The 21,385-nt window shown below is 40.0% G+C and carries 22 protein-coding genes and 1 other RNA gene; 12 read left to right on the top strand and 11 right to left on the bottom strand.

Going from position 1 to position 21,385, the window contains the following annotated elements:
* Positions 1-149 precede the first annotated feature (149 nt).
* From HGR01_RS34625 to HGR01_RS34615, 3 genes are all read left to right on the top strand, one after another.
* Entirely contained in the window at positions 150-2,165 is a 2,016-nt protein-coding gene (locus HGR01_RS34625; protein ID WP_045873307.1) for a serine/threonine-protein kinase, read from the top strand.
* Between the two features lie 173 nt (positions 2,166-2,338).
* Positions 2,339-3,781, top strand: coding sequence for a sensor histidine kinase (locus tag HGR01_RS34620; protein WP_081584112.1), 1,443 nt, complete (start codon positions 2,339-2,341; stop codon positions 3,779-3,781).
* A gap of 313 nt (positions 3,782-4,094) precedes the next feature.
* On the top strand, positions 4,095-4,745 hold the full coding sequence (locus tag HGR01_RS34615) for a HupE/UreJ family protein (RefSeq protein WP_045873306.1): 651 nt from the start codon (positions 4,095-4,097) through the stop codon (positions 4,743-4,745).
* A 75-nt stretch (positions 4,746-4,820) separates the two neighbouring features.
* On the opposite strand, the gene HGR01_RS34610 is transcribed toward HGR01_RS34615, so the two are convergent.
* Complete coding sequence (locus HGR01_RS34610; RefSeq protein WP_045873305.1) at positions 4,821-5,498, bottom strand: sugar transferase; 678 nt, start codon at positions 5,496-5,498, stop codon at positions 4,821-4,823.
* A 367-nt stretch (positions 5,499-5,865) separates the two neighbouring features.
* On the opposite strand from HGR01_RS34610, the gene HGR01_RS34605 reads away from it, so the two are divergent.
* Positions 5,866-6,168, top strand: a complete 303-nt coding sequence (locus HGR01_RS34605) for a hypothetical protein (protein ID WP_045873304.1) — start codon at positions 5,866-5,868, stop codon at positions 6,166-6,168.
* 72 nt (positions 6,169-6,240) lie between these two features.
* On the top strand, positions 6,241-6,363 hold the full coding sequence (locus HGR01_RS34600) for an alpha/beta hydrolase (RefSeq protein WP_264264673.1): 123 nt from the start codon (positions 6,241-6,243) through the stop codon (positions 6,361-6,363).
* Here the strand turns inward: HGR01_RS34600 and surE are convergent.
* Positions 6,352-7,032 carry a 5'/3'-nucleotidase SurE gene (gene surE / locus HGR01_RS34595; RefSeq protein WP_045873302.1) on the bottom strand — a complete coding sequence of 227 codons (681 nt, stop codon included), beginning with the start codon at positions 7,030-7,032 and terminating at the stop codon, positions 6,352-6,354. The two genes, HGR01_RS34600 and surE, sit on opposite strands and share 12 nt — an antisense overlap.
* 156 nt (positions 7,033-7,188) lie before the next feature.
* Complete coding sequence (locus HGR01_RS34590; protein WP_045873301.1) at positions 7,189-7,752, bottom strand: Uma2 family endonuclease; 564 nt, start codon at positions 7,750-7,752, stop codon at positions 7,189-7,191.
* 134 nt (positions 7,753-7,886) lie between these two features.
* Here HGR01_RS34590 and HGR01_RS34585 point away from each other — a divergent pair, with 134 nt between their 5' ends.
* Positions 7,887-8,597, top strand: coding sequence for a Uma2 family endonuclease (locus HGR01_RS34585; RefSeq protein ID WP_194007944.1), 711 nt, complete (start codon positions 7,887-7,889; stop codon positions 8,595-8,597).
* A 436-nt stretch (positions 8,598-9,033) separates the two neighbouring features.
* Positions 9,034-9,777 carry a photosystem II repair protein Psb32 gene (gene psb32, locus HGR01_RS34580; protein ID WP_045873443.1) on the top strand — a complete coding sequence of 248 codons (744 nt, stop codon included), beginning with the start codon at positions 9,034-9,036 and terminating at the stop codon, positions 9,775-9,777.
* Positions 9,778-9,835: 58 nt separating this feature from the next.
* On the opposite strand, the gene HGR01_RS34575 is transcribed toward psb32, so the two are convergent.
* Both HGR01_RS34575 and HGR01_RS34570 read right to left on the bottom strand, forming a co-directional pair.
* Positions 9,836-10,219 carry a DUF4346 domain-containing protein gene (locus tag HGR01_RS34575; protein ID WP_045873300.1) on the bottom strand — a complete coding sequence of 128 codons (384 nt, stop codon included), beginning with the start codon at positions 10,217-10,219 and terminating at the stop codon, positions 9,836-9,838.
* Between the two features lie 110 nt (positions 10,220-10,329).
* Positions 10,330-11,511 carry a GNAT family N-acetyltransferase gene (locus HGR01_RS34570; protein ID WP_045873299.1) on the bottom strand — a complete coding sequence of 394 codons (1,182 nt, stop codon included), beginning with the start codon at positions 11,509-11,511 and terminating at the stop codon, positions 10,330-10,332.
* A 39-nt stretch (positions 11,512-11,550) separates the two neighbouring features.
* Here HGR01_RS34570 and HGR01_RS34565 point away from each other — a divergent pair, with 39 nt between their 5' ends.
* Positions 11,551-11,706 carry a histidine kinase gene (locus HGR01_RS34565; RefSeq protein ID WP_096621927.1) on the top strand — a complete coding sequence of 52 codons (156 nt, stop codon included), beginning with the start codon at positions 11,551-11,553 and terminating at the stop codon, positions 11,704-11,706.
* 1 nt (position 11,707) lies between these two features.
* Here HGR01_RS34565 and HGR01_RS34560 read toward each other — a convergent pair whose 3' ends face one another.
* The gene (locus tag HGR01_RS34560) at positions 11,708-12,400 is read right to left on the bottom strand and encodes a RibD family protein (protein ID WP_045873298.1); all 693 of its coding nucleotides are present in this window, start codon (positions 12,398-12,400) and stop codon (positions 11,708-11,710) included.
* Between the two features lie 291 nt (positions 12,401-12,691).
* Here HGR01_RS34560 and HGR01_RS34555 point away from each other — a divergent pair, with 291 nt between their 5' ends.
* Positions 12,692-14,818, top strand: coding sequence for a sensor histidine kinase (locus HGR01_RS34555; protein WP_045873297.1), 2,127 nt, complete (start codon positions 12,692-12,694; stop codon positions 14,816-14,818).
* Between the two features lie 150 nt (positions 14,819-14,968).
* On the opposite strand, the gene HGR01_RS34550 is transcribed toward HGR01_RS34555, so the two are convergent.
* Both HGR01_RS34550 and rnc read right to left on the bottom strand, forming a co-directional pair.
* Positions 14,969-16,063 (bottom strand): Gfo/Idh/MocA family protein, encoded by a 1,095-nt coding sequence (locus tag HGR01_RS34550; RefSeq protein ID WP_194007891.1) that lies wholly within the window; start codon positions 16,061-16,063, stop codon positions 14,969-14,971.
* Positions 16,064-16,153: 90 nt separating this feature from the next.
* Entirely contained in the window at positions 16,154-16,873 is a 720-nt protein-coding gene (gene rnc, locus HGR01_RS34545) for a ribonuclease III (RefSeq protein WP_045873296.1), read from the bottom strand.
* A gap of 91 nt (positions 16,874-16,964) precedes the next feature.
* Here rnc and HGR01_RS34540 point away from each other — a divergent pair, with 91 nt between their 5' ends.
* Complete coding sequence (locus HGR01_RS34540) at positions 16,965-17,096, top strand: hypothetical protein (RefSeq protein WP_255325320.1); 132 nt, start codon at positions 16,965-16,967, stop codon at positions 17,094-17,096.
* A gap of 7 nt (positions 17,097-17,103) precedes the next feature.
* Here HGR01_RS34540 and rnpB read toward each other — a convergent pair.
* From rnpB to corA, 3 genes are all read right to left on the bottom strand, one after another.
* Positions 17,104-17,559, bottom strand: an RNA gene (gene rnpB / locus HGR01_RS34535) — RNase P RNA component class A.
* A 49-nt stretch (positions 17,560-17,608) separates the two neighbouring features.
* Positions 17,609-18,319, bottom strand: a complete 711-nt coding sequence (locus HGR01_RS34530) for a hypothetical protein (protein ID WP_045873295.1) — start codon at positions 18,317-18,319, stop codon at positions 17,609-17,611.
* Between the two features lie 62 nt (positions 18,320-18,381).
* A complete protein-coding gene (corA, locus tag HGR01_RS34525; RefSeq protein WP_045873294.1) occupies positions 18,382-19,524 on the bottom strand; it encodes a magnesium/cobalt transporter CorA in 1,143 nt (380 codons plus the stop codon).
* Positions 19,525-20,304: 780 nt separating this feature from the next.
* Here corA and petL point away from each other — a divergent pair.
* Together petL and HGR01_RS34515 are read left to right on the top strand one after the other, a co-directional pair.
* Positions 20,305-20,400: a cytochrome b6-f complex subunit PetL gene (gene petL / locus HGR01_RS34520; protein WP_071989467.1), complete on the top strand. Its 96-nt coding sequence runs from the start codon at positions 20,305-20,307 to the stop codon at positions 20,398-20,400.
* A 637-nt stretch (positions 20,401-21,037) separates the two neighbouring features.
* On the top strand, positions 21,038-21,223 hold the full coding sequence (locus tag HGR01_RS34515) for a hypothetical protein (RefSeq protein WP_155539541.1): 186 nt from the start codon (positions 21,038-21,040) through the stop codon (positions 21,221-21,223).
* Positions 21,224-21,385 lie beyond the last annotated feature (162 nt).

Raw genomic sequence — 21,385 nt, 5'->3', positions numbered from 1 at the left:
GTACTCTAAAAAGAATTTATTTTTTAATTCTAAATTGCTAAGTTACCTATAGATTACTTTCTGATTACAAAAAAATAATTTTGGCAACTTAATAGCAAAATTATTAGTCATGAATTAATATATACACAAACTGCAAATGGGTTCCCAGTATGATCTGCTGTCTGAATCCCGATTGCCCCAATCCTCTAAATCAAGATAGGCAAGAAGTTTGCCTAAGTTGTCATCAACCATTGATCTCGTTATTAAGGGGCCGTTATCGTGTAATTAAAGTACTATCTGATGAGGGGGGATTTGGTAGAACCTATCTAGCGGAAGATGCGGACAAGCTAAACGAATGGTGTGTAGTTAAACAATTTGCACCTAAAATCCAGGATTCTTCTACATTAAAGAAAGCTGTTGAGCTATTTAAAGATGAAGCTAAACAACTGCAAAAATTAGGGGAACATCCGCAAATTCCTACACTTTTAGCATACTTTGAACAAGATAATTATCTGTTTTTAGTACAGCAATATATCAATGGGCATAATTTACTCCAAGAATTACGACAAGGGATAATTTACAACAAAAGTAAAATAGTCGAACTTTTGCTAGATTTACTACCCGTGCTCAAGTTTATTCATGAGCGTGGTGTCATTCATCGGGATATCAAACCCCAAAATATTATTCGCCGTCAAATTGATGGGCGACTAGTCTTAATAGATTTCGGTTCCTCAAAACAATTAACAGCAACAGTACATACTCAAATTGGCACTACTATTGGCTCTCATGGTTATACTCCCATTGAACAAATGCAGGATGGGAAAGCTTATCCATCGAGCGATTTATTTAGTTTGGGTGTAACTTGCTTTCATTTACTCAGTGGAATTCGACCGTCGCAACTGTGGATGCAAAAAGGCTACAGTTGGGTTAATTCTTGGCACGAATATTTAGCAAATCAAGATAGGGATGGAGTAGCTTTAAATGTCAATGTGGATCAGGTGCTAGACAAACTTTTAAAAACAGAAATTAACCAGCGTTATCATTCAGCCGATGAAGTGATTCAAGACTTAACATATAAGCCTTTACTAGTACCACCAACAATTATCGAACCTGCATCCCCTACTCAAAACTTCTATCTTCAACATCGACTATTCATCAGTACTGCTATTTTACTACTGGGATTAGGTGGAATTTGGTATTTACAATCTCGTCCCCAACAAGTAACTAGATTTGCTAACCCTAGTCAACCAGCAAACGTTACAGAAAATGCTGATCAACCGCAAACTCTTAAAGGTCATGCTAGTGATGTTAATACTGTCGCCTTTGCCTCTGATGGTTTAACTCTAGCTAGTGGCAGTGATGATAATACAATTAAGTTGTGGAATCTGAGCAGCAATCAGGAAATTAGAACTCTCAAGGGACACAAAAAATGGATTTGGGCTGTGGCTTTTAGTCCTGATGGTAAAACCTTAGCTAGTGGTAGTGCAGATAAGACTATTAAACTGTGGAATCTTGCTAATGGGGAAGTAATCCACACATTAAAAGCACATACTGATGGAATTTCATCGATAGCTTTTAGCCCGGATGGTAAAACATTAGCTAGTAGCAGCATCGATAAGACAATTAACCTCTGGAATGTCTCAAACGGTCAGCTAATTCGCACCTTAAAAGGACATAAACAGGCAGTTTCTGCAGTGGCTTTTAGTCCTGATGGTAGCACCCTTGCTAGTGGCAGTTGGGACAAAACAATTAAATTGTGGAATGTAGCCACAGGAAAAGAAATTCGGAATTTTGTAGGACATTCAGAGTTAATTATTTCTGTAGCTTTTAGCCCTGATGGTTTGACTTTAGCTAGTGGCAGTAAAGATAAGTCAATTAAATTATGGAATTTGGTAACAGGAGAAACGATTCGTACTTTAAAGGGTCATACTGATAAGGTAAATTCTGTGGTTTATGTACCCAAAATAGGAGATAGTAAAACCACAAATAATTTTACCCTGATCAGTGGCAGTAGTGATAACACTATCAAATTATGGGATACAGCAACAGGAAAAGAAATTAGGACTTTGAAGCGAGATTCTGGTTATATTTATTCTGTGGCAATCAGCCCTGATGGTAAAACTATTGCTAGCGGTGGTAGTGCTGATAATATTATTAAGATTTGGCATTTATCTCAAGATAAATAGCGTAACGCACATCTCCCAACTTTTCTAATACGCAAAATTGCTTTGTCAGCAAGCTTTTGGTGCCTTGCGCTGCGCGACAACACACCCTACCTCATATAACTAAAAGACAATTGTTTCTAGTGCGCGTATAATTTGTGTGAAATGTAGCACAAATTATACTTAATAGCACATCAATGCTGGAATTATTGCAAAGCTTTTTTGGTGATGGCTTATTTATCCCACATGGTCATTGTTATCTTTGGCAACCGAAATTAGTGTGGTTGCACATTATATCTGATTCTTTAATTGCCATAGCTTATTATTCTATCCCTATTACCCTTGTTTACTTTGCACAGAAACGAGAGGATTTCCCCTTCAAATGGATACTTTTATTATTTGGAACATTTATTGTTTCTTGCGGTACAACCCATGTGATGGAAGTGTGGACACTATGGCATCCGACTTATTGGTTATCTGGCGCTATTAAATTTTTTACAGCGTCAGTTTCGGTTTACACAGCTATTATTTTAGTACCAATTGTTCCCCAAGCATTAGCTTTACCAAGCCCAGCTCAATTAGAAGCAGCTAACTCTCAACTCAAAATGGAAATTCTTGAGCGAAAATCGGTAGAAGAAGCACTTTTGAAAGCCAAACAAGAGTTAGAAATTAGAGTAGAAGAACGAACATCTGAATTAAAAGCAGCTATGACACAATCTCAGGAAAATGCTGCGATAGCCCAAGAGCAAGCTGCACAGTTGCAAATTGCGCTTCAGAAACTGGCAAATACCCAAGCTCAATTAGTACAAACTGAAAAAATGTCTTCTCTGGGACAATTAGTTGCAGGTGTTGCCCATGAAATCAATAATCCAGTGAATTTCATTTATGGCAATACTATTATTGCTAATGAATATTCTGAAAGCTTGATTAATTTGATTTCACTGTACCAAGAAAACTATTCCCAACCTCCAACAGAGATTCAAGATTATACTGATGAAATTGATTTAGATTTTATTCAAAAAGACCTACCGAGAGTCTTGTATTCTATGACCAATGGAGCAAATCGTATTAGTGAAATAGTTCAATCTTTAAGAACTTTTTCACGATTAGATGAAGCGGAAATCAAACAAGTAAATGTTCATGAAGGACTTGATAGTACACTGCTACTGTTAAGAAGTAACTTGAAAGGTAAAGCTGGTAATCCAGATATACAACTTATTAAACAATATGGTGATTTACCCAAAATAGAATGCTACCCTGGGCAACTTAATCAGGTGTTTATGTATATTTTAAATAATGCTATCGATGCTATAAATTTAGTAATAAAGACAAAAATTAATAGTTTAGATGCATATCAGGGAAAAATTACGATTATTACTGAAGCTTTAAATAGTGATGAAATAATGATTCGGATTATTGATAATGGTTGTGGGATGACCGAAGAGGTCAGAAAAAAAGTCTTCGATCCCTTCTTTACTAATAAACCTGTTGGTTCGGGGACAGGCCTTGGAATGACAGCAAGTTACCAAATTATTCAGATGCATAATGGTCATTTACTCTGCCTTTCAGCACCAGATGAAGGTACAGAATTCCAAATTCAGATTCCGATTTTGATGAAGCTTCCGATTCAAAATTGGTAATTGGTAATTGGTAATTGGTAATTGGTAATTGGTAATTGGTAATTGGTAATTGGTAATTGGTAATTGGTAATTGGTAATCGGTAATCGGTAATCGGTAATCGGTAATCGGTAATCGGTAATCGGTAATCGGTAATCGGTAATCGGTAATCGGTAATCGGTAATGGGAATTTGTCCCTTGATGAGCAAGTCCTAGTTTTTTATACTCGATACCAGTATTATTACGGAAATAGAAAAGAAGTTTATAAATACCATGTTAACTTTTAGAGAAATTTGGGCAATATAAAGTACCAAAAAATTTATTTGGTATAAATTGATGTTAACAATTGAGTTATCAACATCTGCTACAGCCTTAAAGCGTCGTTATGCTGGAGCGATCGCAGCTTTAATATTACTGAGCTTACTATGTTCGTTGAGCGGATTGCCGATTCATCAGTCTATCTCTAACTCCTGGGAAGGCTTGCTTTGGGGAATCGCGAATCCAGTGGTTAGTTTGAATAGTCTGGCTAGCCTTGTAGCCATTGGCTTACTCTGCGCCGGAATGAATCGTGGTGCTTTGATTGCTGCATCTTTTTTGTCAGCCTCGGTGTTTGGGACAGTGATTCATCTGTTCTATGCCAATTTAGTAGGTGCGGAAATCGGGATTGCAGCTTCCACTATCGCTATTGGCGCTATGTTAATCATGTCAATTCAACCGAATTGGCTGTTACTTTCAGTGCTGGGTGCGATCGCAGGCTTGTTTCACGGTTATGCTGGTGCTGAATCGCTCATTAATACAGAAATAATGCCCTTAGTTATTTACATACTGGGCGTTACTGTAACTCAATGTGCAGTGATCATGAGTGCCAAAAAAACTTACCCCATGCTATTAAATAAAATTGATTTTGTGGGATTAGCGGTTTGTGCCATTAGTATGGCATTTTTAGGCAATGCAATTTACTCTGTAATGTTTTCCTTCCTAAGCTAAAGCGAGTAGCACCCAAAAAACTTGATTTTTTAGGTGCTACTGAAGGACTGATAAACTTTACGTTTTATCTGGTAATTAGCAGGCTCCGACTTTATGGAAAATCACATAAAATGTTTTTCCAATCAAAAATAAGTCGTAAAATATATGCCAATTTCGCTGGTAACGCAGATCTAAATCAACGATTTGTTCAAAATCTGTGATTTGAGAACGACCATTGACTTGCCATTCGCCAGTTAAACCAGGTTTGACATTTAAGCGTTGCCAATGACGTGGTGTGTAGTTAGCCACTTCATCATAGGTTGGTGGACGTGTACCTACTAAACTCATTTCACCGATGAGAACGTTCCAAAATTGAGGCAATTCATCTAAGCTGGTGCGTCTTAAAAACCGTCCTACCTTAGTGACTCTAAAATCATTTTGATTTTTAAATATGAGTCCTTTTGCTTCATTTTTAACTAAAGATTTTAAATGCTCTGCATTTGTAACCATTGAACGGAATTTCCGTATAATAAATGGTTTACCTCGCAGACCATAGCGCTTTTGGACAAAGAAAATTGGCCCTGGACTATCGAGTTTGATCGCAATTGCTATTGGTACAAATATAATTGCTAAAATCAATAGCCCAACTAAGCTACCTAAAATGTCTAGAAACCGTTTAAATTTTGATTTTAAAGATGGGTGAGGAATAAATTGTAATTCCCAAGCTGTTAAATTTGCATTGTGAACAATGCTGTGTGAGTGTGTGGGGTACATGATCCCGCCTAATACCAAGGTAAAAAAGTAGAATTACCTAACCTTTATTTGAATATATACTTAAGTGTATTTACAATTTGTGTTTTTACCGTAAATTTACTTAATCTTTAATTAGCTCGCTGATCTTCTGCTTTTTTATATTTTTGGGATAAAGTTGATTAAATCTATCTAGTGAAATTTGACTACATAATTATCACTATCCGGAATCAAGTTAATTCTCCCTGAATTAACAACCGAGTGAATACCTAAGAACTATCAATTATCTTTGATAACGTGGCAGATACCTGGTGTTAATGCGTATATTAAATTATTCAATATCCGTAAGGATATGACTGTATTGGGCGCTCAAAATTGGGGTGGTAAATAAATGGTTTCAACAAGTGTGGAAGTTAAAATTACTCGCTTAGAATCGATTGTTGAACAAATCGGAGAAGCAGTACTTTCTACAACAGAGACAATTGAGAGTCTCGCGCAAAGATTGGAGACTCTCAGCGTACAAGTAGAAGAACAAGGAAAGCAGCTACAGCAACAGGGTTATCAAATTTTTGCTTTGTGTGATGCGGTACAAACCTTGGCAGAATCTCAAGATGATTCCTTACAAAAACTCAGCCAACTAACACAAACCTTGGATAAACTGATGATTCTGTTACAAGGTTCGGATGAGGAGTGATTGGGGATTGGGGACTGGGGACTGGGGATTGGGGACTGGGGAACTCGGGGCCCCCTCTGGGGATAAGGGGTAATGGGGATTGGGAATATGAAACAATTCAAAATTCCAAAGAATACCCTCTTCTCTCTCAAACACCCAATTACCCATTACCAATTACCAATTACCCATTACCAAACCCCAAAATTAAACCCTTAATTTGGTAACAGCAATGTTCCCGGAGAAACAAATATCGACATCGCTACCGGGGGTGCGATCGCGTTTGCCGTATTCGCCGACATAATAAAAATCATCCCCTTCAACCCGATAGTTAATTGGTAAAGCTTTGGTACAGGGTTGGCAAAAGACTACTTCTGGTTCTGGTTCTCCTGGTTGTAGATGCGGGAGATTGACGTTCCAAAAAGTTCCAAGTTCTAGGGGACGCTGGAGTAAGTCAGCTAAAACTTCGGCTGTTAACTTAGCCGCGAATTCCCAGTCAAAATTTTGCTTGGCTTTGCGATAGTGAGAAATCGCAATTCCCCCAATCCCATTCATCGCTGCTTCTCGCACCGCCGCCACAGTACCAGAAATATAGGCATCTACGCCTAAGTTTCCCCCAGCATTGATTCCCGACAACACAAATTTAATATCTTCACTAATTTGTGATATTGCAATTCTCACACAATCAGCGGGAGTACCTGCGATCGCATATTCAGTTTGCGAACGTCGCTGGAGGGTGATGGGGCGAGTTGTGGTAACTTGATGTCCACAGCCAGATTGATGATCTCTTGGCGCAGCAATAATTACATTTTTGTCCTTGACAGCTTTGAGCAGTGCTTTAATTCCAGGAGCATCGATACCGTCGTCGTTAGTGAGGATGATAGTCATAAAATTTATCTGATGAGCCAAGCATCAATTGCTATGGAATTCTATCGCCAACCGCCGCCAGAGTCTAATCATCTCCTGCAACAGATGCCATTGCCTTACTTGTATCAGTTTCTTCATTTCAGACTTTAGACTTGATACTTTAGCCTTTTTTATTAGCTAAACTTGCAAATCAAACCCAGGTAATATATCTTCTCCAGAAAGAATTGCTGGCATTTGTACAATTTCTACAGCTTGATTGAGGCGATAAATTTCTACTCTTGCATCTTGAAGATTAATCAGCCAACCTAAACGCAAACCATTTTCTATATATTCCTGCATTTTGTCTTGCAGAGTTTTTAGCCTATCTGTTTCAGAACGCAGTTCAATGGCAAAATCAGGTACAAGTGGCGGAAATTTTTTTCGCTGTTCTGGTGTTAAAGCTTCCCAGCGTTCCAACTTTACCCAAGCTGCATCAGGAGAACGTTTGGCAGCATTTGGCAGGATAAAAATAGTTGAAGAACTACAAACTTTGCCTAATTTGGCTTGACGGTTCCAATTATTTAAGTCTGTAATTAAGTCTGCTTCTTGATTTCCGCTTTCTCCTCCTACTGGTGGCACAATGATTAATTCTCCTGCTGCATTCATTTCTAGGCTTAAATCTTTATTAGCAATACACAATTGATAAAATTGCTCATCAGTTAAATGAGCAATCGGTTCGAGATTGAGGACAACAGTATTCATTAAACTTTTCCTCGTGCTTTTTTGCTAACGTTAGTTGCCTTTAGCTACAAGTTTAGCAGTGTAAATTAATCTCTTTTTCTTCATACACAGCTTTGCTAGAGTGAGGATGATTCGGCAACTTTGAGGATTGGCAAATGGTTAGAGAGTACTCACCCGAAATACAATCCAATTCGTCACAACGAAATCTACCGCCGCTTCAAAGTGGCGATCGCCTGACTCGTCCAGAATTTGAACGGCGCTATGAAGCTGCACCCCACATCAAGAAAGCAGAACTGATTGAAGGAATTGTTTACGTGGCATCTCCCTTAAGACATGAACAGCATGGCAAACCTCACAGCCGAGTCCTAACTTGGTTAGGAGTTTACCAATCCCTGACTCCTGGTGTGGACTTAAGCGTTGAACCCACGGTACGCCTGGATCTAGATAACGAACCACAACCAGATGCAGTACTGTTTCTTGAATCTGCTGTAGGTGGGCAAACGCGATTGAGTAGCGATGGCTATATTGAAGGCGCACCTGAGTTAATTGTGGAAATTGCCGCCAGTAGCGCCGCGATTGATCGGGGTAGCAAAAAACAGGCTTATCGCCGTAACGGGGTGCTGGAGTACGTAATCTGGCAATCTTACGAAAATCAAATTGAATGGTTTTACCTCACCGATGGCGACTATCAATTACTATCTCCCGATACAGATGGAATTATTCGCTCTCAGGTGTTTCCAGGTTTGTGGTTAGCAGTTGAGGCACTATTAAATAATCAGATGGCGCAGGTTTTAGAGTTAGTGCAAGCTGGATTAAAGTCACCAGAACATTATGAGTTTGTGCAGCAATTAAGGGAAAACAAGTAAAAGAGCGATCGCTTCTGTATTACTCCTCAAGTTTTGCTTCAATGCTGTGGCGCAATTTTTATGATTAATATTTTCTCAAGAACATAGCAAAAAAGCACAAATCCTCACTCTCAGCAAAATGCAGATATTACCTTGGTGAGAATTAAGCAGGTAAAGAGCCGCAAATATTAAATAAACTTAGCTATTTAACAATAAATGTCAATTACGTGATATTATGCCGTCATGGTTTGCAAATTCCGCCCAATTTAGATAAATCCCTAAATAGGGCGGTGTTCCTTTTTGGTAGCTAGTCCGTAACTAAGCCACAAAAATTTCTTTTATAAAATCTATCTTTGGGGTGTCGCGAAAACTTCCCCAAGTAAAAACCTATCAACCAGGTGATTTTGACATTGGTTGTGTAGTATTTTTGGTGCAAGACTGTCTTAAGGTTTACCCAATGAAACAGCTCCTCAACCAAGTAATCATCATTCAAAAATACCTCATTAGGCTACTTCTGCCACTTATAGCGATCGCTCTAGTTTCTTTTCTAGTTGTACCATCGGCGTTAGCTACTGGTGCATATCAAATACCTGACCTAGCAGCTGATAATAGCACCTGGGTTGTAGATGAAGCCGACGCAATCAGCCGGATCAATGAAGGTAAGATTAGCAGCACTTTATCGGATTTAGCGAAAAAAACTGGATACGAAACCCGAATTGTCACCATCCGCCGACTTGACTATGGAGAAACACCAGAAAGTTTCGCCAAAGCATTGTTTGAAAAATGGTTCCCCACCAAAGAAGCGCAAGCCAATCAAACTTTATTGGTGATTGACACTGTGACAAATGGTACTGCCATTATTACAGGTGATAAAGTCAAGTCCTTGCTGACAGACTCTATTGCTGAGAGTGTCGCTTCTGAAACCGTGATGGCACCATTACGCGATGGTAACAAATACAACCAAGCGTTTTTAGATGCGAGCGATCGCCTAGTCGCTGTTCTCTCTGGAGAAACCGATCCCGGCCCGCCAAAAATAGTTGAGAATGTGCAGGTAGAAGGCACATTTAAGACAGCAGAAGAAACTAACAAAGATAAAGGTAATGCTACTGCTTGGGTAGTAGGGCTATTAATTGCCGCTACTGTTATCCCAATGGCAACTTACTATCTTTACCAAGTTAATCAACCATCAAATAATGGTTAATAGTTGACTGTTGACTGTTAACCGTCAACTGTTAACGGTCAACAATGAGCATTTCAGTTTAATCTTGAATGTACTCTTGCCCTGTCACTAAAGCGACCTCAGCGCGCACAAATTCTCTACCTAAATAGGCTGCATGGTCTAAAAAACTGACTGGACAGGGCTGAGTTTCTTCAAATATTTTGACGCAAAGTTCTTTAGCTGTTCTCCCACTAAATACAGTTGTATGAGTTCTTTGGACTTTACCTTTAGCCGGAATTACCTTCCCGGTTTCGGGATCTACAGCTAAACCATGCTCATCAATTACATTTGTAAAATGCTTGGCATAAATTAACTTTGCCTCCCGATCCAAGTAGATAATGAAATATCCGCTAGGGTCAAGGTCAATATGACGCTGAGACAGCTGATCGTCAATTGCAGCCAAGTCTTCTACCATCAAATCCATAGTCATTATTTAAATCAGATTTCTGCAAATTTTTTTCTACTCCATTTCCAGTGTAATTCTTATGTTCATCACTTCCTGTAGATTCTGCATAATTTTGCCATTTCTGATAGCTAAGAATTGCGGTTACTAAAAGGTAACTCGGCATTCATCGCTTCAATTTCTTGCTGTTCGAGTTGATTAACTTCCCGAATATAAGGCAGTAAAATTTGCTCTAAACGGGCATTGTAAAAGCGGTGCAAACTCTGATTTGCCTTGGCGGGAAAGCCGCGCCGTTTTTTGTGTCTTCCACCAGCACCAGGATCAAACATTTGAATATCGTTAGCGATCGCCCACTCAATTGGCGAGTAATAGCAAGCATCAAAATGTAGACAATCTATCTCTTGAAAACTGCCCCAATAGCGACCATATAATCTATCACCTTTATATAAACAAAAAGACATTCCTATGGGGTGACGATTATCTTGCTCGCTATAAGCAGCGAAAAACACGACGCGATGGCGATAATTGCTATGTAATTGCTCAAAAAAGCGTTTTGTCAGGTATTTACTACCCCACCAACCGAACTTATCACAGGTATCGGCATAGAACTGGTACATCAAGGGAAACAAAGAATGGGGAATTTCATCACCCGTCAGTGGTTGCAGTATTAAACCTGCTTTTTCCACTGCTTTGCGTTCCCGCTTAATATTGCGGCGTTGATTGGCGTTGAATACAGCTAGGTAATCATCAAAATTCTTAAATCCATCATTTTCCCAAATGTAACTGTGATGCAACCAACTGCTAAAACCTTGCCGTTCTAGCACAGCACGCCATTTGGGATCGACATAGAGAAAATGACACCCAGAGATGCGATGTTGGGAGCAAAAAGAGTCTATCTCATGCACCATCATGGCTGTAATTTCATCCTCATCTTCGCCAGGCGCAATTAAAAAGCGATAGCCTTCAGCTGGAGTAAAAGGTGTCATTCCCAACAATTTCGGGTAATAATCTACCCCAATGCGTTCTGCTAAACTTGCCCACTGGTGATCGAAGACAAATTCCCCTGCACTATGTCCTTTTAAATAAAGTGGAGCCGCAGCAATCAGGGTTCTGTCGCGCCATAAGGTTAAGTGATTTGGTAACCAACCAGTTTTTCTGGTAGCACTGTGGGATGTTTCCAGATTATTCAGCCACTCCCACTCTAAAAACGGAGTTTTGAGGGGCAATGCTAAAGCATCCCAAGCTTCTTGAGGTATCTCAGCAATTTTGCTGATCCAAGCAATAGAATAGCGAGGTTTCAGTTTTTCTACCATCGTCTCAGGGAATGGGGACTGGGGACTGGGGACTGGGGATTGGGGACTGGGGGTGAGGAAGATGAGGGAGATGAGGGAGATGAGGGAGATGGAAAAATTACTGTTAGCAATTACCAATGCCCTATGCCCTATGCCCTATGCCCTATGCCCTATGCCCCATGCCCAATTTCCAATACCCAATCTTTTTTAGGGTAATCTAAGATGCTGGTCGTTGCAGGCGATAGTGTAAAAACACTTCTTGATCGACCTGGTTAACCTCTAGAAGTTCGAGGCGGGGTGCTAAATTAGCAGGGAATCCAGTACTTTCCGCAGGTGTGGGTGCGGTAGCACCAGCCAAAATCAGTGGACATACGGTTAACCATAATTCATCTATTAAGTCTAATTCCAACATTGAAGCTACCAATTCCCCGCCTCCCAGTATCACTAAGCGTGTTATATGTAGAAGAACCAGGTGTTGCAGCGTGGCAAGAAGGTCTATCTTGCCCTGTGGTGTTTCAAAAACTAAAATCTGCTCAAACTCTGAGCGTCCTCGCCAAAAACTTGCCCCGGCAGTAGTCGTGAGCAACCAACGTGGAACCGGTTGTTGAAAAAAGTGAATTTCCGGATTAAGGTTACCAGATTGTGTAATGACTATATGAACTGGCTGAGTAGATTTGCCCGCTTTTGTTCGATTTTGCAGCAATGTTGGATGTGATACGGTTAATGTAGTACCGTATGCACGGAGAGTACTGGCACCGAAGAGAGTGGCATCAGAGGCAGCGATTTGTTTTTCCAGGTGTGCTTTATCAGCCTTTGAGCCGAAACGAGCAGGCGATCGCCTAAAATCTGCTATCTTGCCATCTGCACTCATTGCCAAAACCACTGTGGTATGAGGACGATGTTGCACCATTTAGTTGTTTTGAGATTTGGAATTTTTTCTTGCTGTATGTTATTTACCAAAAATTCATATATGCAAGCTGCTGTTTAGTGATTTCCCTATTGTAGAGATATGCAACACAAGTCTTGTTTAAATCTAACCTCCGGAGGTTTTGGTATACCAGGTTTCATTTTGCAGATGCAAACTTTGTTATTTTTAGAATTTGTCAATAAAGTAGTCATAACTTAATGCAATGTCTCATCTAGCTGGTTTAATTGCATATCTTTGGCTGTTTTGGTTTGCAGATGCGAAGTGAGACGTTAGATGGCTAAGTCCCGTCAATCATCCTTTCGGCGTATATTATTGACAAGAATCTTGCTGGTGTTTGTGCCAGTATTATTGATAGGTGAGATGGCCGCCTTAAATAAGGCGCGGAATAGCCTATTAAAAAATGCTAAACAAAATTTAACCGAAAGTGCCGTTATGAAGGGGGAGAAGATTGCAGATGCGATCGCTACCCTCAAGACTAGTTTGCTGATTATTAGCAAAACAAAAATTATCGAGTCTCCTTCTCCAGCAGAGACGGAAGAATTTTTGAATAAAATATCACAACAACTACCAAGCAAAATTGATTGTATTCAATTAAAAAATTTGCAAACCAACAAAATAGTTGCTAGTAGTTGTGACGGCAAACCCATAGGAGAAGAAAATTCATTTGTACCTAGCCAAGGAGTTGATATTAAGGTAGTTTTACCGCCTAAGCTAGGCACAACTGGTACAAGAGATACCAAAAATCAATTGCAACTATTACTTACTGCCCCAGTTTACGATCAGGGGGGTAAATTAGTTTATAGCTTAAGTCTTCAGTCGGCATTGTATCAACAAACTGCTAGTAAGCCGGGATCGCTGACAGGTTCGATGATAGTCATTGCTGAAGATGGCACAATTTTAGCGCACCCAGCACCAGAAAGAGTGGGCAGTAACATTCAAGAAGATGGTCATGCTACCCAACTCCAAAACACAATTAAAAATACTGTGATCGGGGAAACTGGCTCTACAAATTTGTATTTTAAAGAAGGAAAAGAACTATTAGCTGGTTATAAAATAATTAGCAATCCTCTTCAAGAACAATCTCCACAAAAATGGATTGTTTTAGCTGTTACTACTACAGATAGCGCTCTGTTTGGTTTAGAAGAAATCAAACTAATTCTCATTGTTTTAACAGTTGGTTTAATAGGTGCCAGCTTATTAGCATCTTTATATTTAGCGCCTTATCTTGCCAACCCTGTAGAAGAATTACGCGATTACGCACTCAATATTTATAACCACCACAGTGCCCAACCAGTTCCACATAACTTTAAAATCCGGGAGTTTAATCAACTAGCACAAGCCCTCGACCAAATGGTTGAGAGGTTGAAAGCTTGGGCAGAAGAATTAGAAATTGCATGGAAAGAAGCAAAAACTGCTAACCAAGTTAAAAGCCAATTTTTAGCCACAACTTCCCATGAATTGCGAAATCCGCTAAATATTATTATCAATTGTGTGCGCCTGGTTCACGATGGTTTGTGTGATAACCGGGAAGAAGAAATGGAATTTCTCAAGCGTGCCGATGAAACAGCAATTCATTTATTAGGAATTATTAATGATTTGCTTGATATTTCTAAAATTGAAGCTGGTAAACTTTCTGTAGTTACAGAACCGCTTGACCTGCGAAAATTACTGCTGGAAGTAATCAATATTCAATCAGTAAATGTGCAACAAAGAGGCTTGCAATTAAAAACTGATTTGGGTAGCGAACTGATTCCTGTGAAAGCAGACGCAGCAAAACTGAAGCAAGTATTAATTAATGTTATTGGTAATGCAACTAAATTCACCGAACAAGGAAGCATTACGATCGCTTGTGAAATGCAATCAAATAACGATCAATCTCAGGTGTTAATTCATGTCACCGATACAGGCATGGGGATTGATCCCGCCCAACAGCACAAGCTATTTCGCCCCTTTGTGATGGTAGATGGTGCCAGTACCCGCAAAATTGAAGGTACAGGATTAGGGTTGGCGATTTCACGCAACTTAATCGAACTCATGAAAGGTACCATTACTCTCACAAGTGCGGGACTTAATCAAGGTACAACAGTGACGATCGCGTTACCTTTAATTGATATTTCTCTATTATCCCCTCCAGAAGAAAAAGGAAATTTAGAGGATATTGAAATCACCACTACAGATGAGGTAAAAAGCGAAGTTAACGGCTATATTAACCTGCAAGCAGAACCGCTACTTGACGCTACAGAAATTGAAGACTCTCCCACAACAGAAAAAGACGACACCGAAGACAAACTACCGCTTTTAGAAGATACTTGCCAACTGACTTTGTTAACTCCACAAAGTATTTTGTCTAGCCGAACTGCGGGAGAAGCTTGTGCTAACGGCACTGTTGTGGAAAGGTGAGGGATTGGGCATGGGGCATGGGGCATGGGGCATTGGGTATGAAGTAAGAGTCAAAAGTCGTAGAGAGACAATTAATCGCGTCTGTAATCAAAAGTTAGATAATAATTCAAAGTTTTTCCCAATTACCCATTACCCATTACCCATTATCCATTACCCATTACCCAACACCATAGGTTGTCCACCTTGCTCAAGAGAGGCTGTCAGTGCGGCCAGAATTTCTACCAACTCTGCACCAACCCAGCCAGAGGAAACAATAGAGGGAGTATTGTTGAAGATACAAGTAATAAAGCGATCGCAAACTCGTTGCAAGGGTTCGCCTTTTTCTACTTGCAAAGCCTCTTGGCTTTGATTAAGAGGCAGAAATTGATTGTTTTGATATTCTAATTGCCCATTTAATAACGTTAAAGGCGATTGGCTAGACATTTCATCGAAAATCAAGCTACCACGATTACCCACAACCGCTAACCTTCTTTGTTTATCGGTATTCAACCAGCAGAGATGAATATAGGCTTGAAAACCATCTGCGTATGTCAGCATCACCCAGACTAAATCAGCAAGTCCTGGGTAGAGAGGTGAGGGGGGTGTAGACGCGATAGCGGCTTCCCGTAGGGTGGGAGAATCGCTGTGGTTGGGTTTGTCACCCTGTAGCCAAACTGTACCGGTTGCTTGCACTTTTACTGGTAATTGACCTAACCAATTGTTAAAAATAGCAATATCGTGAATTGCTAAATCCCATAGTGCATCTACATCTTGGCGGACTGGCCCTAAATGGGTGCGGGTGGCGTAGCCGTAGCGTAAATCACCTAACTTACCCGCCTGAACTACAGCTTGTCCTTGTTCGACGGCGGGATGAAATAAATAGGTATGATCTACCATTAATATTAAATGCCGTTGCTGTGCTAACTCGCAAAGTTCGTGACATTCTACAGGATCTAGAGTTAAGGGCTTTTCTGCTAAAACATGGTATCCCTGATTCAAGGCATCTTTAATCAAGTGATAATGAGTGGTAGCTGGAGTTGCGATCGCCACTGCCTTTAAATCTGGCACTTGCTTGATATCCTGCCACTCAGTTGTTAATAAGACATTTTCATCTAATTTATATTGCCGTTTGACGGCTGCTAATCTTTCCGGGTTGGGGTCTACAACCGCACCAATCCGTACTTGGGGATGTTCTAAAAAATTCCGTAGCAAATGCACTCCCCAACGCCCAACACCGAGGACAGCAATTGTAATTTGATTAGTCATTAGTTATTTGCCAAGAGTCAAAATTTTGACACTGGAGTTTAGACTCTTGAGTCATAACTGCATTATCAACTCTGATATTCTCTATTGAGTTCAGGGTTGTTCCGGATTACTAATGGATAAAAATGCTACCTTAGCTGCTGCTTGTTCCGCAGCTTTAATCGAGCGTCCCTTACCTTGACCCAATTGTTTACCATGCAACCACACTTCAGCAAGGAAACGTTCTTGGTTGCGGTGGGGTTGAGTTACTTCTACAACTCGATATTCTGGCAAAACTTTAAATTGAGCCTGAGTCCATTCTTGCAGAGCAGCTTTGTAATTTAGCCTAGCTGGATCGAGACGAATTTCTGCGGCTAGTTGTTTGAAGTGAGGGTCTAGCCAAGGACGGATGAGATTGAGATTGCTGGTACTGAGGTACAATGCCCCGAGAACAGCTTCAAAAGCATCTGCTAGCCGAGATTCTTGACCTACTTTATCAGCAGTCGCACTACCAGCAACCAATAAATAAAGTTCCAAACCATATTCTCTGGCTAACTGAGCCAAAATGCGATCGCTCACCAGCACCGAACGAATTGCGGCAAAATCCCCCACCGGACAATCTGGATAATGTTCCCACAACACAATAGCTGCGACTAGCCGCACCACAGCATCACCCACAAATTCCAACTGTTCATAATTTGCTGACTCTGAGACAGTAGGATGAGTTAGCGCTAAGTCCAACAGATGCCATTGTATAGGTGCTTCTTTTGGCAGACCTAATTTTTGAACTAAATTTTCCAGCTGACGCTGACGGCGTGGATAAGCGAGGGACATTAAATCAGGGAGGGGGGGAGCAGAGGGGATAAGGGAGATGAGGGAGATGAGGGAGATGAGGGGGATAAGGGAGATGAGGGGGATAAGGGAGATGAGGGGGATAAGGGAGACAAGGGGAGAAATGCCCATTACCCATTACCCATTACCCATTACCCATTACCCATTACCCATTACCCATTACCCATTACCAAATGACAAATTACAAATGACAAACACCAAATGACTAAAAAGGGAAAGAGTTGGTAGTAAGCCGGGTTCTGTTCTCGAATGTAGAAATGTTACAAGTAACTTCTCTACATGAGGGCGGTTATCTATCTGGGACGTTTGTTACCAAACGCCTCTAGCGGCTCTGTTTTAGCGGAACTGGTAAAAGACCAACCATAGTTCCTTTCGCCTTGCTCCCAACCGGGGTTTACCGAGCCAACGCCTCTCGACGTTGCTGGTGCGCTCTTACCGCACCTTTGCACCCTTACCAATTTGGTCATTTGTTCTTTGTCCTTTGTCCTTTGTGTTTTTCCAAATGACTAATGACAAATGACTAATGACTAATTGGCGGTATCTTTCTGTGGCACTATCCTCACGATCGCTCGCACTGGACGTTATCCAGCAAGTTTGGTCTTTCGGGAGCCCGGACTTTCCTCAAATCAGTTTTTGTGACTGATCTGCAACCGCCTACGCCTACTCTCTCCTTAGATCCAGTGTAATCTTGGATGGAGCTGTGTGTCTGAATTTAAGTTACTTCCTTTTATTCCAAGGTAGGGCGTATGTCCAGGGTAGTTTTCTAATTGTGAAAGGGCAATTAATAATGTACATGGGTGGGACGTTTTGACCTGGAGCCAGACCAACGCGCAGTTCTTCAGATACGCGCAGCACTAGTTGTAGTGAGAAATCTAATTTTATAGTTCTGTTAACAAAATTGTTGTACAACTTTCTTAATGCTTTTACAGGGCTTTTTTCCAAGCTACTAATATTAATTAGGGGTTGTTTGGTTGAGTAAGTACCTGTAGTTGCATCACGAGCAAATACATCTTCTGCTGTGACTGTTGCTGAAAGTGTTTTCTTGGGTGCCACTAGACTAGGACTTTGTGGTACAGCCAAGTCACGGGTTAAGTCTGGTGATTTGCGAATTACTCGGCGCGATTGCTTACTATATTCAACAACCAAAGAGCTATTATCCCAGTCAACATAGATAGCATAATCGCTAGATTTATTTTCAATGCTAACCGATAACTCTTTCAATTCGTCAAACGAATAGGAGGGATTGAGTTTAAAAGAAATTCCCACTTTATCGCCTATTTCTTTTTGTGCGAGTTGATCGTCAACATCTTTTTTCTGATACTCAAATTTAATTTTGTCGTCAATTGATTCAATCATCAGGTTAAAGATGTAAGAGACACCGATGATATAAAGCGTCAAGACAACTAAATTTTGGTCACCGCTTCTCATAATTTAGAATACAGACTCCCTGTAATAATTTTGTATATCCGATCCATACTGATGTACCATATTTAGTCTTGCTTAATCGTTAAAGACCTTTCTAGCCAGCCTCGCCGCCAGAAAAAGAAAAGTAATCCGCCTGCGATCGCAGCCATCACAGCCAAGCACAGTGGATACCCCCAATACCAATTCAGTTCAGGCATATTATATGGTGATTTTTCGGTATTGAAGTTCATCCCGTAAATTCCTGCTACAAAAGTTAAGGGAATAAAAATAGAGGAAACCACTGTCAAGATTTTCATGATTTCATTCATTTTGTTACTCACTGCCGACAGATAAACATCCATTAATCCTGAAGTCAGTTCCCGGTAGGTTTCTACCATGTCAATTACTTGCACTGCGTGGTCATAACAATCTCTCAGATAGATTCGCACTTCATCACTGATATTTTCTCCGCTATCACGCATCAGAGAATTAATCACATCACGCTGGGGCCAGATGGCGCGACGTAGTTGCAGTAATTCTCGCTTGATTTTATAAATCTTCTGGAGTGTTTTCTGAGTAGGTCTAGTAATTACTTCTTCTTCTAAATCTTCTATTTGTTCGCCATAGCGCTCTAATACGGGGAAAAAGCCATCAATAATGGCATCTAATAGGGCATAAGTTAAATAATCTGCTCCTGATTTGCGGATAATTCCTTTCGATTTTTCAATGCGCGATCGCACAGCATCAAAGCAATCATGTTCTGGTTCTTCTTGTACTGTTAGTAAATAGGTTTTTCCTAATACTAAACTCACTTGTTCACTGAAAAATCCAAATGCATTTTTTTTCGGTACTACCATCCGCGCAATTATTAATAATTGGTCGTCATAGTCTTCAGTTTTAGGACGCTCTGCCATATTTACGACATCTTCTAAAACTAGAGGATGTAAATCAAAAACTTGACCAACTCTTTGTAAAATATCTATATTTCCTAAACCTCTAACATCAACCCAAGATACAGAATTTGCATCCAAAAATTGTAGACATTCTTCTGGAGATGCTATTTCTTGTTTTGTATAATTATTTGCGTTGTAATCAATTAAAATAATTTCTGGATAATAAGCATTCTCATCGATCACGAGGGTTCCAGGTACATTTCCAGGCTGGTGAAAAAAATCTCGCATAAACGACTCTTTATTAGCATGACGACTGCGACGAATTTTGTTGATCATGGGCTTTTATCTCAATAATTGGTTTTAGTATTCATCAATGGTTACATCATGCTAATTTTTTGAGTTTAAATTTCAAAATATAGTAAATATTTAGTTTGAAAACAAAAACAAAAATGGTAAATTACCGAGCTTTTCTGATAGCAAATATTTACATCATATTTCAGATAAATAAGGTATGCGGGTAGGGGCATGGCAGTGCCCAGTGGTGTCAACTTAACGTGAAACCCGCTCTTGTGCAAGGTTTCGCCCTCACCCCCAACCCCTCTCCCACCAGGAGAGGGGAGCAAGAGATTTAATTCCCCTTCTCCTGCGGGAGAAGGGGTTAGGGGATGAGGGCGAGGGTTTTTGTACAACACTCGCCCTATATAGCTTTTAGCTTAAGTTGACACAGGTGGGCAGTGCCGTGCCCTGACAATTATCTGTACATCACCAACTTACAATCTGCTATATTTGCCAATAATTAAGTAATAGGCTGGAAAGCCAGAAAAATTTTTGACGTAATTTCTAAAACTATCACAATCCTTTTTTGTATCCACTATGTTCTAGTGCTTTAAGCCGATATGATATCACTACTTCTCTTCTAACTCGTAAATACTGGCAGCGCCCGCCTTGCACCATCCATACGGCGGTGCGTTCCGGCTAAATCTCATGATCTCTAAGTCCCAAATCCTTTCCTAGCCGTAACACAGGCTACAAAAATACCGAATGGGCGAACGACTGTAACGGGAGTACTCCCACTCCATTAAGATAGATTTATTAAAGTCTTGTGGAGAAAGAATAATGCTTGGAGTTGTATCTTATATCGGTTTCTTGGCTGTGTTCACTGGTATCGCTGTTGGGCTGTTGTTCGGTCTGCGTTCAGCCAAGATACTATAAGGGAGAATTTTCTAGGAATGAGGCAACTAGTACATATATTCGGGTCATGAGTCAAGAGTCAATGGTCAAAGTTTTTTGTACATTTGACCCTTGACAGCTTTGGCGGGAAAAATATGACACTTGGGTAAGTCCTATTTTCTTTCAAGCCTGGGTAACCAGGCTTTTTCTGATAATTACGAGTATCACCCTAATGTTTACCGAATACTAAATTTATCTATATACAAATATTTTATTCCGTATATTTACATGAAGTTTAATACTTGTGTGAAGTAAGAGCAAAGCAATTAGAGCTGATTCGTAAATAAAATCTTAAGGACACCTAATTCATTACTGGGTATAGCTTTCGCAAGATAAAGGCTTGATTAGTTCAAATTCCTGAAACCCTTACGATACGAAGACTTTACTTGAGTTTACAAATTAGCGTTTATGAAATAAACATAAAGTTTATAGTAAGTATAGGGAAAACCCCTGAGTTACAGATCAAAATTGTATGTACTAGATTAACGCTGGCTGTGTAATTAAACCTTGGAACCTCTGTGATTTCGTTAATATTGACGAAAAACTTATGGTGTCAGGGATTTTAATAATGCACTTCAGTGCAAATCTTGACGTTTTCTACTTAAGGAATATGAGTGCTATGAGTCAAAAACTGAATTCCGACAGTAATGTATCTAATCTGATCCTGGCATTTGTTGTAGTTGTATCAATGCTTGGATTATTGGGGTTCGCGTTTATTGATGAAAGTACTAGGCCTGTGTTTATTGAAGTAGCAAAAGTTAGCGTAGCTGCTTATTTGGGCTATTTGATTCCTAACGGGAAGTAAAGCCTTGTTGTTTAACAACAAGGCTTTACTATGCTTTAGTACGTTTCATCAGCTTCTAGTGCAGGTAACACTAGAAGCTTCTTTTTAGATCGTACAGAATATGATAATAGTGTTCTATGAGGTTTCTGTAAAGAAATTACAACAATCTGTAACTCAGCTTAT

The sequence above is a fragment of the Tolypothrix sp. PCC 7712 genome (assembly GCF_025860405.1).
In the GTDB taxonomy this organism is placed as follows: Bacteria; Cyanobacteriota; Cyanobacteriia; order Cyanobacteriales; family Nostocaceae; genus Aulosira; species Aulosira diplosiphon.
Note: the sequence above shows the minus strand (reverse complement) of the source record. Positions and strands in the feature narration are given on the sequence as shown.

Coding starts and splice junctions, on each gene's coding strand:
- HGR01_RS34560 (WP_045873298.1), bottom strand. CDS start 12,400: ATGGTGCAACATCGTCCTCATACCACAGTGGTTTTGGCAATGAGTGCA.
- HGR01_RS34600 (WP_264264673.1), top strand. CDS start 6,241: ATGGGGATTGGGAATATGAAACAATTCAAAATTCCAAAGAATACCCTC.
- rnc (WP_045873296.1), bottom strand. CDS start 16,873: ATGTCCCTCGCTTATCCACGCCGTCAGCGTCAGCTGGAAAATTTAGTT.
- HGR01_RS34620 (WP_081584112.1), top strand. CDS start 2,339: ATGCTGGAATTATTGCAAAGCTTTTTTGGTGATGGCTTATTTATCCCA.
- HGR01_RS34625 (WP_045873307.1), top strand. CDS start 150: ATGATCTGCTGTCTGAATCCCGATTGCCCCAATCCTCTAAATCAAGAT.
- HGR01_RS34605 (WP_045873304.1), top strand. CDS start 5,866: ATGGTTTCAACAAGTGTGGAAGTTAAAATTACTCGCTTAGAATCGATT.
- HGR01_RS34515 (WP_155539541.1), top strand. CDS start 21,038: ATGAGTCAAAAACTGAATTCCGACAGTAATGTATCTAATCTGATCCTG.
- HGR01_RS34540 (WP_255325320.1), top strand. CDS start 16,965: ATGAGGGGGATAAGGGAGACAAGGGGAGAAATGCCCATTACCCATTAC.
- HGR01_RS34550 (WP_194007891.1), bottom strand. CDS start 16,063: ATGACTAATCAAATTACAATTGCTGTCCTCGGTGTTGGGCGTTGGGGA.
- HGR01_RS34530 (WP_045873295.1), bottom strand. CDS start 18,319: ATGAGAAGCGGTGACCAAAATTTAGTTGTCTTGACGCTTTATATCATC.
- HGR01_RS34570 (WP_045873299.1), bottom strand. CDS start 11,511: ATGGTAGAAAAACTGAAACCTCGCTATTCTATTGCTTGGATCAGCAAA.
- psb32 (WP_045873443.1), top strand. CDS start 9,034: ATGAAACAGCTCCTCAACCAAGTAATCATCATTCAAAAATACCTCATT.
- HGR01_RS34610 (WP_045873305.1), bottom strand. CDS start 5,498: ATGTACCCCACACACTCACACAGCATTGTTCACAATGCAAATTTAACA.
- HGR01_RS34585 (WP_194007944.1), top strand. CDS start 7,887: ATGGTTAGAGAGTACTCACCCGAAATACAATCCAATTCGTCACAACGA.
- HGR01_RS34575 (WP_045873300.1), bottom strand. CDS start 10,219: ATGGATTTGATGGTAGAAGACTTGGCTGCAATTGACGATCAGCTGTCT.
- surE (WP_045873302.1), bottom strand. CDS start 7,032: ATGACTATCATCCTCACTAACGACGACGGTATCGATGCTCCTGGAATT.
- HGR01_RS34555 (WP_045873297.1), top strand. CDS start 12,692: ATGGCTAAGTCCCGTCAATCATCCTTTCGGCGTATATTATTGACAAGA.
- corA (WP_045873294.1), bottom strand. CDS start 19,524: ATGATCAACAAAATTCGTCGCAGTCGTCATGCTAATAAAGAGTCGTTT.
- petL (WP_071989467.1), top strand. CDS start 20,305: ATGCTTGGAGTTGTATCTTATATCGGTTTCTTGGCTGTGTTCACTGGT.
- HGR01_RS34615 (WP_045873306.1), top strand. CDS start 4,095: ATGTTAACAATTGAGTTATCAACATCTGCTACAGCCTTAAAGCGTCGT.
- HGR01_RS34590 (WP_045873301.1), bottom strand. CDS start 7,752: ATGAATACTGTTGTCCTCAATCTCGAACCGATTGCTCATTTAACTGAT.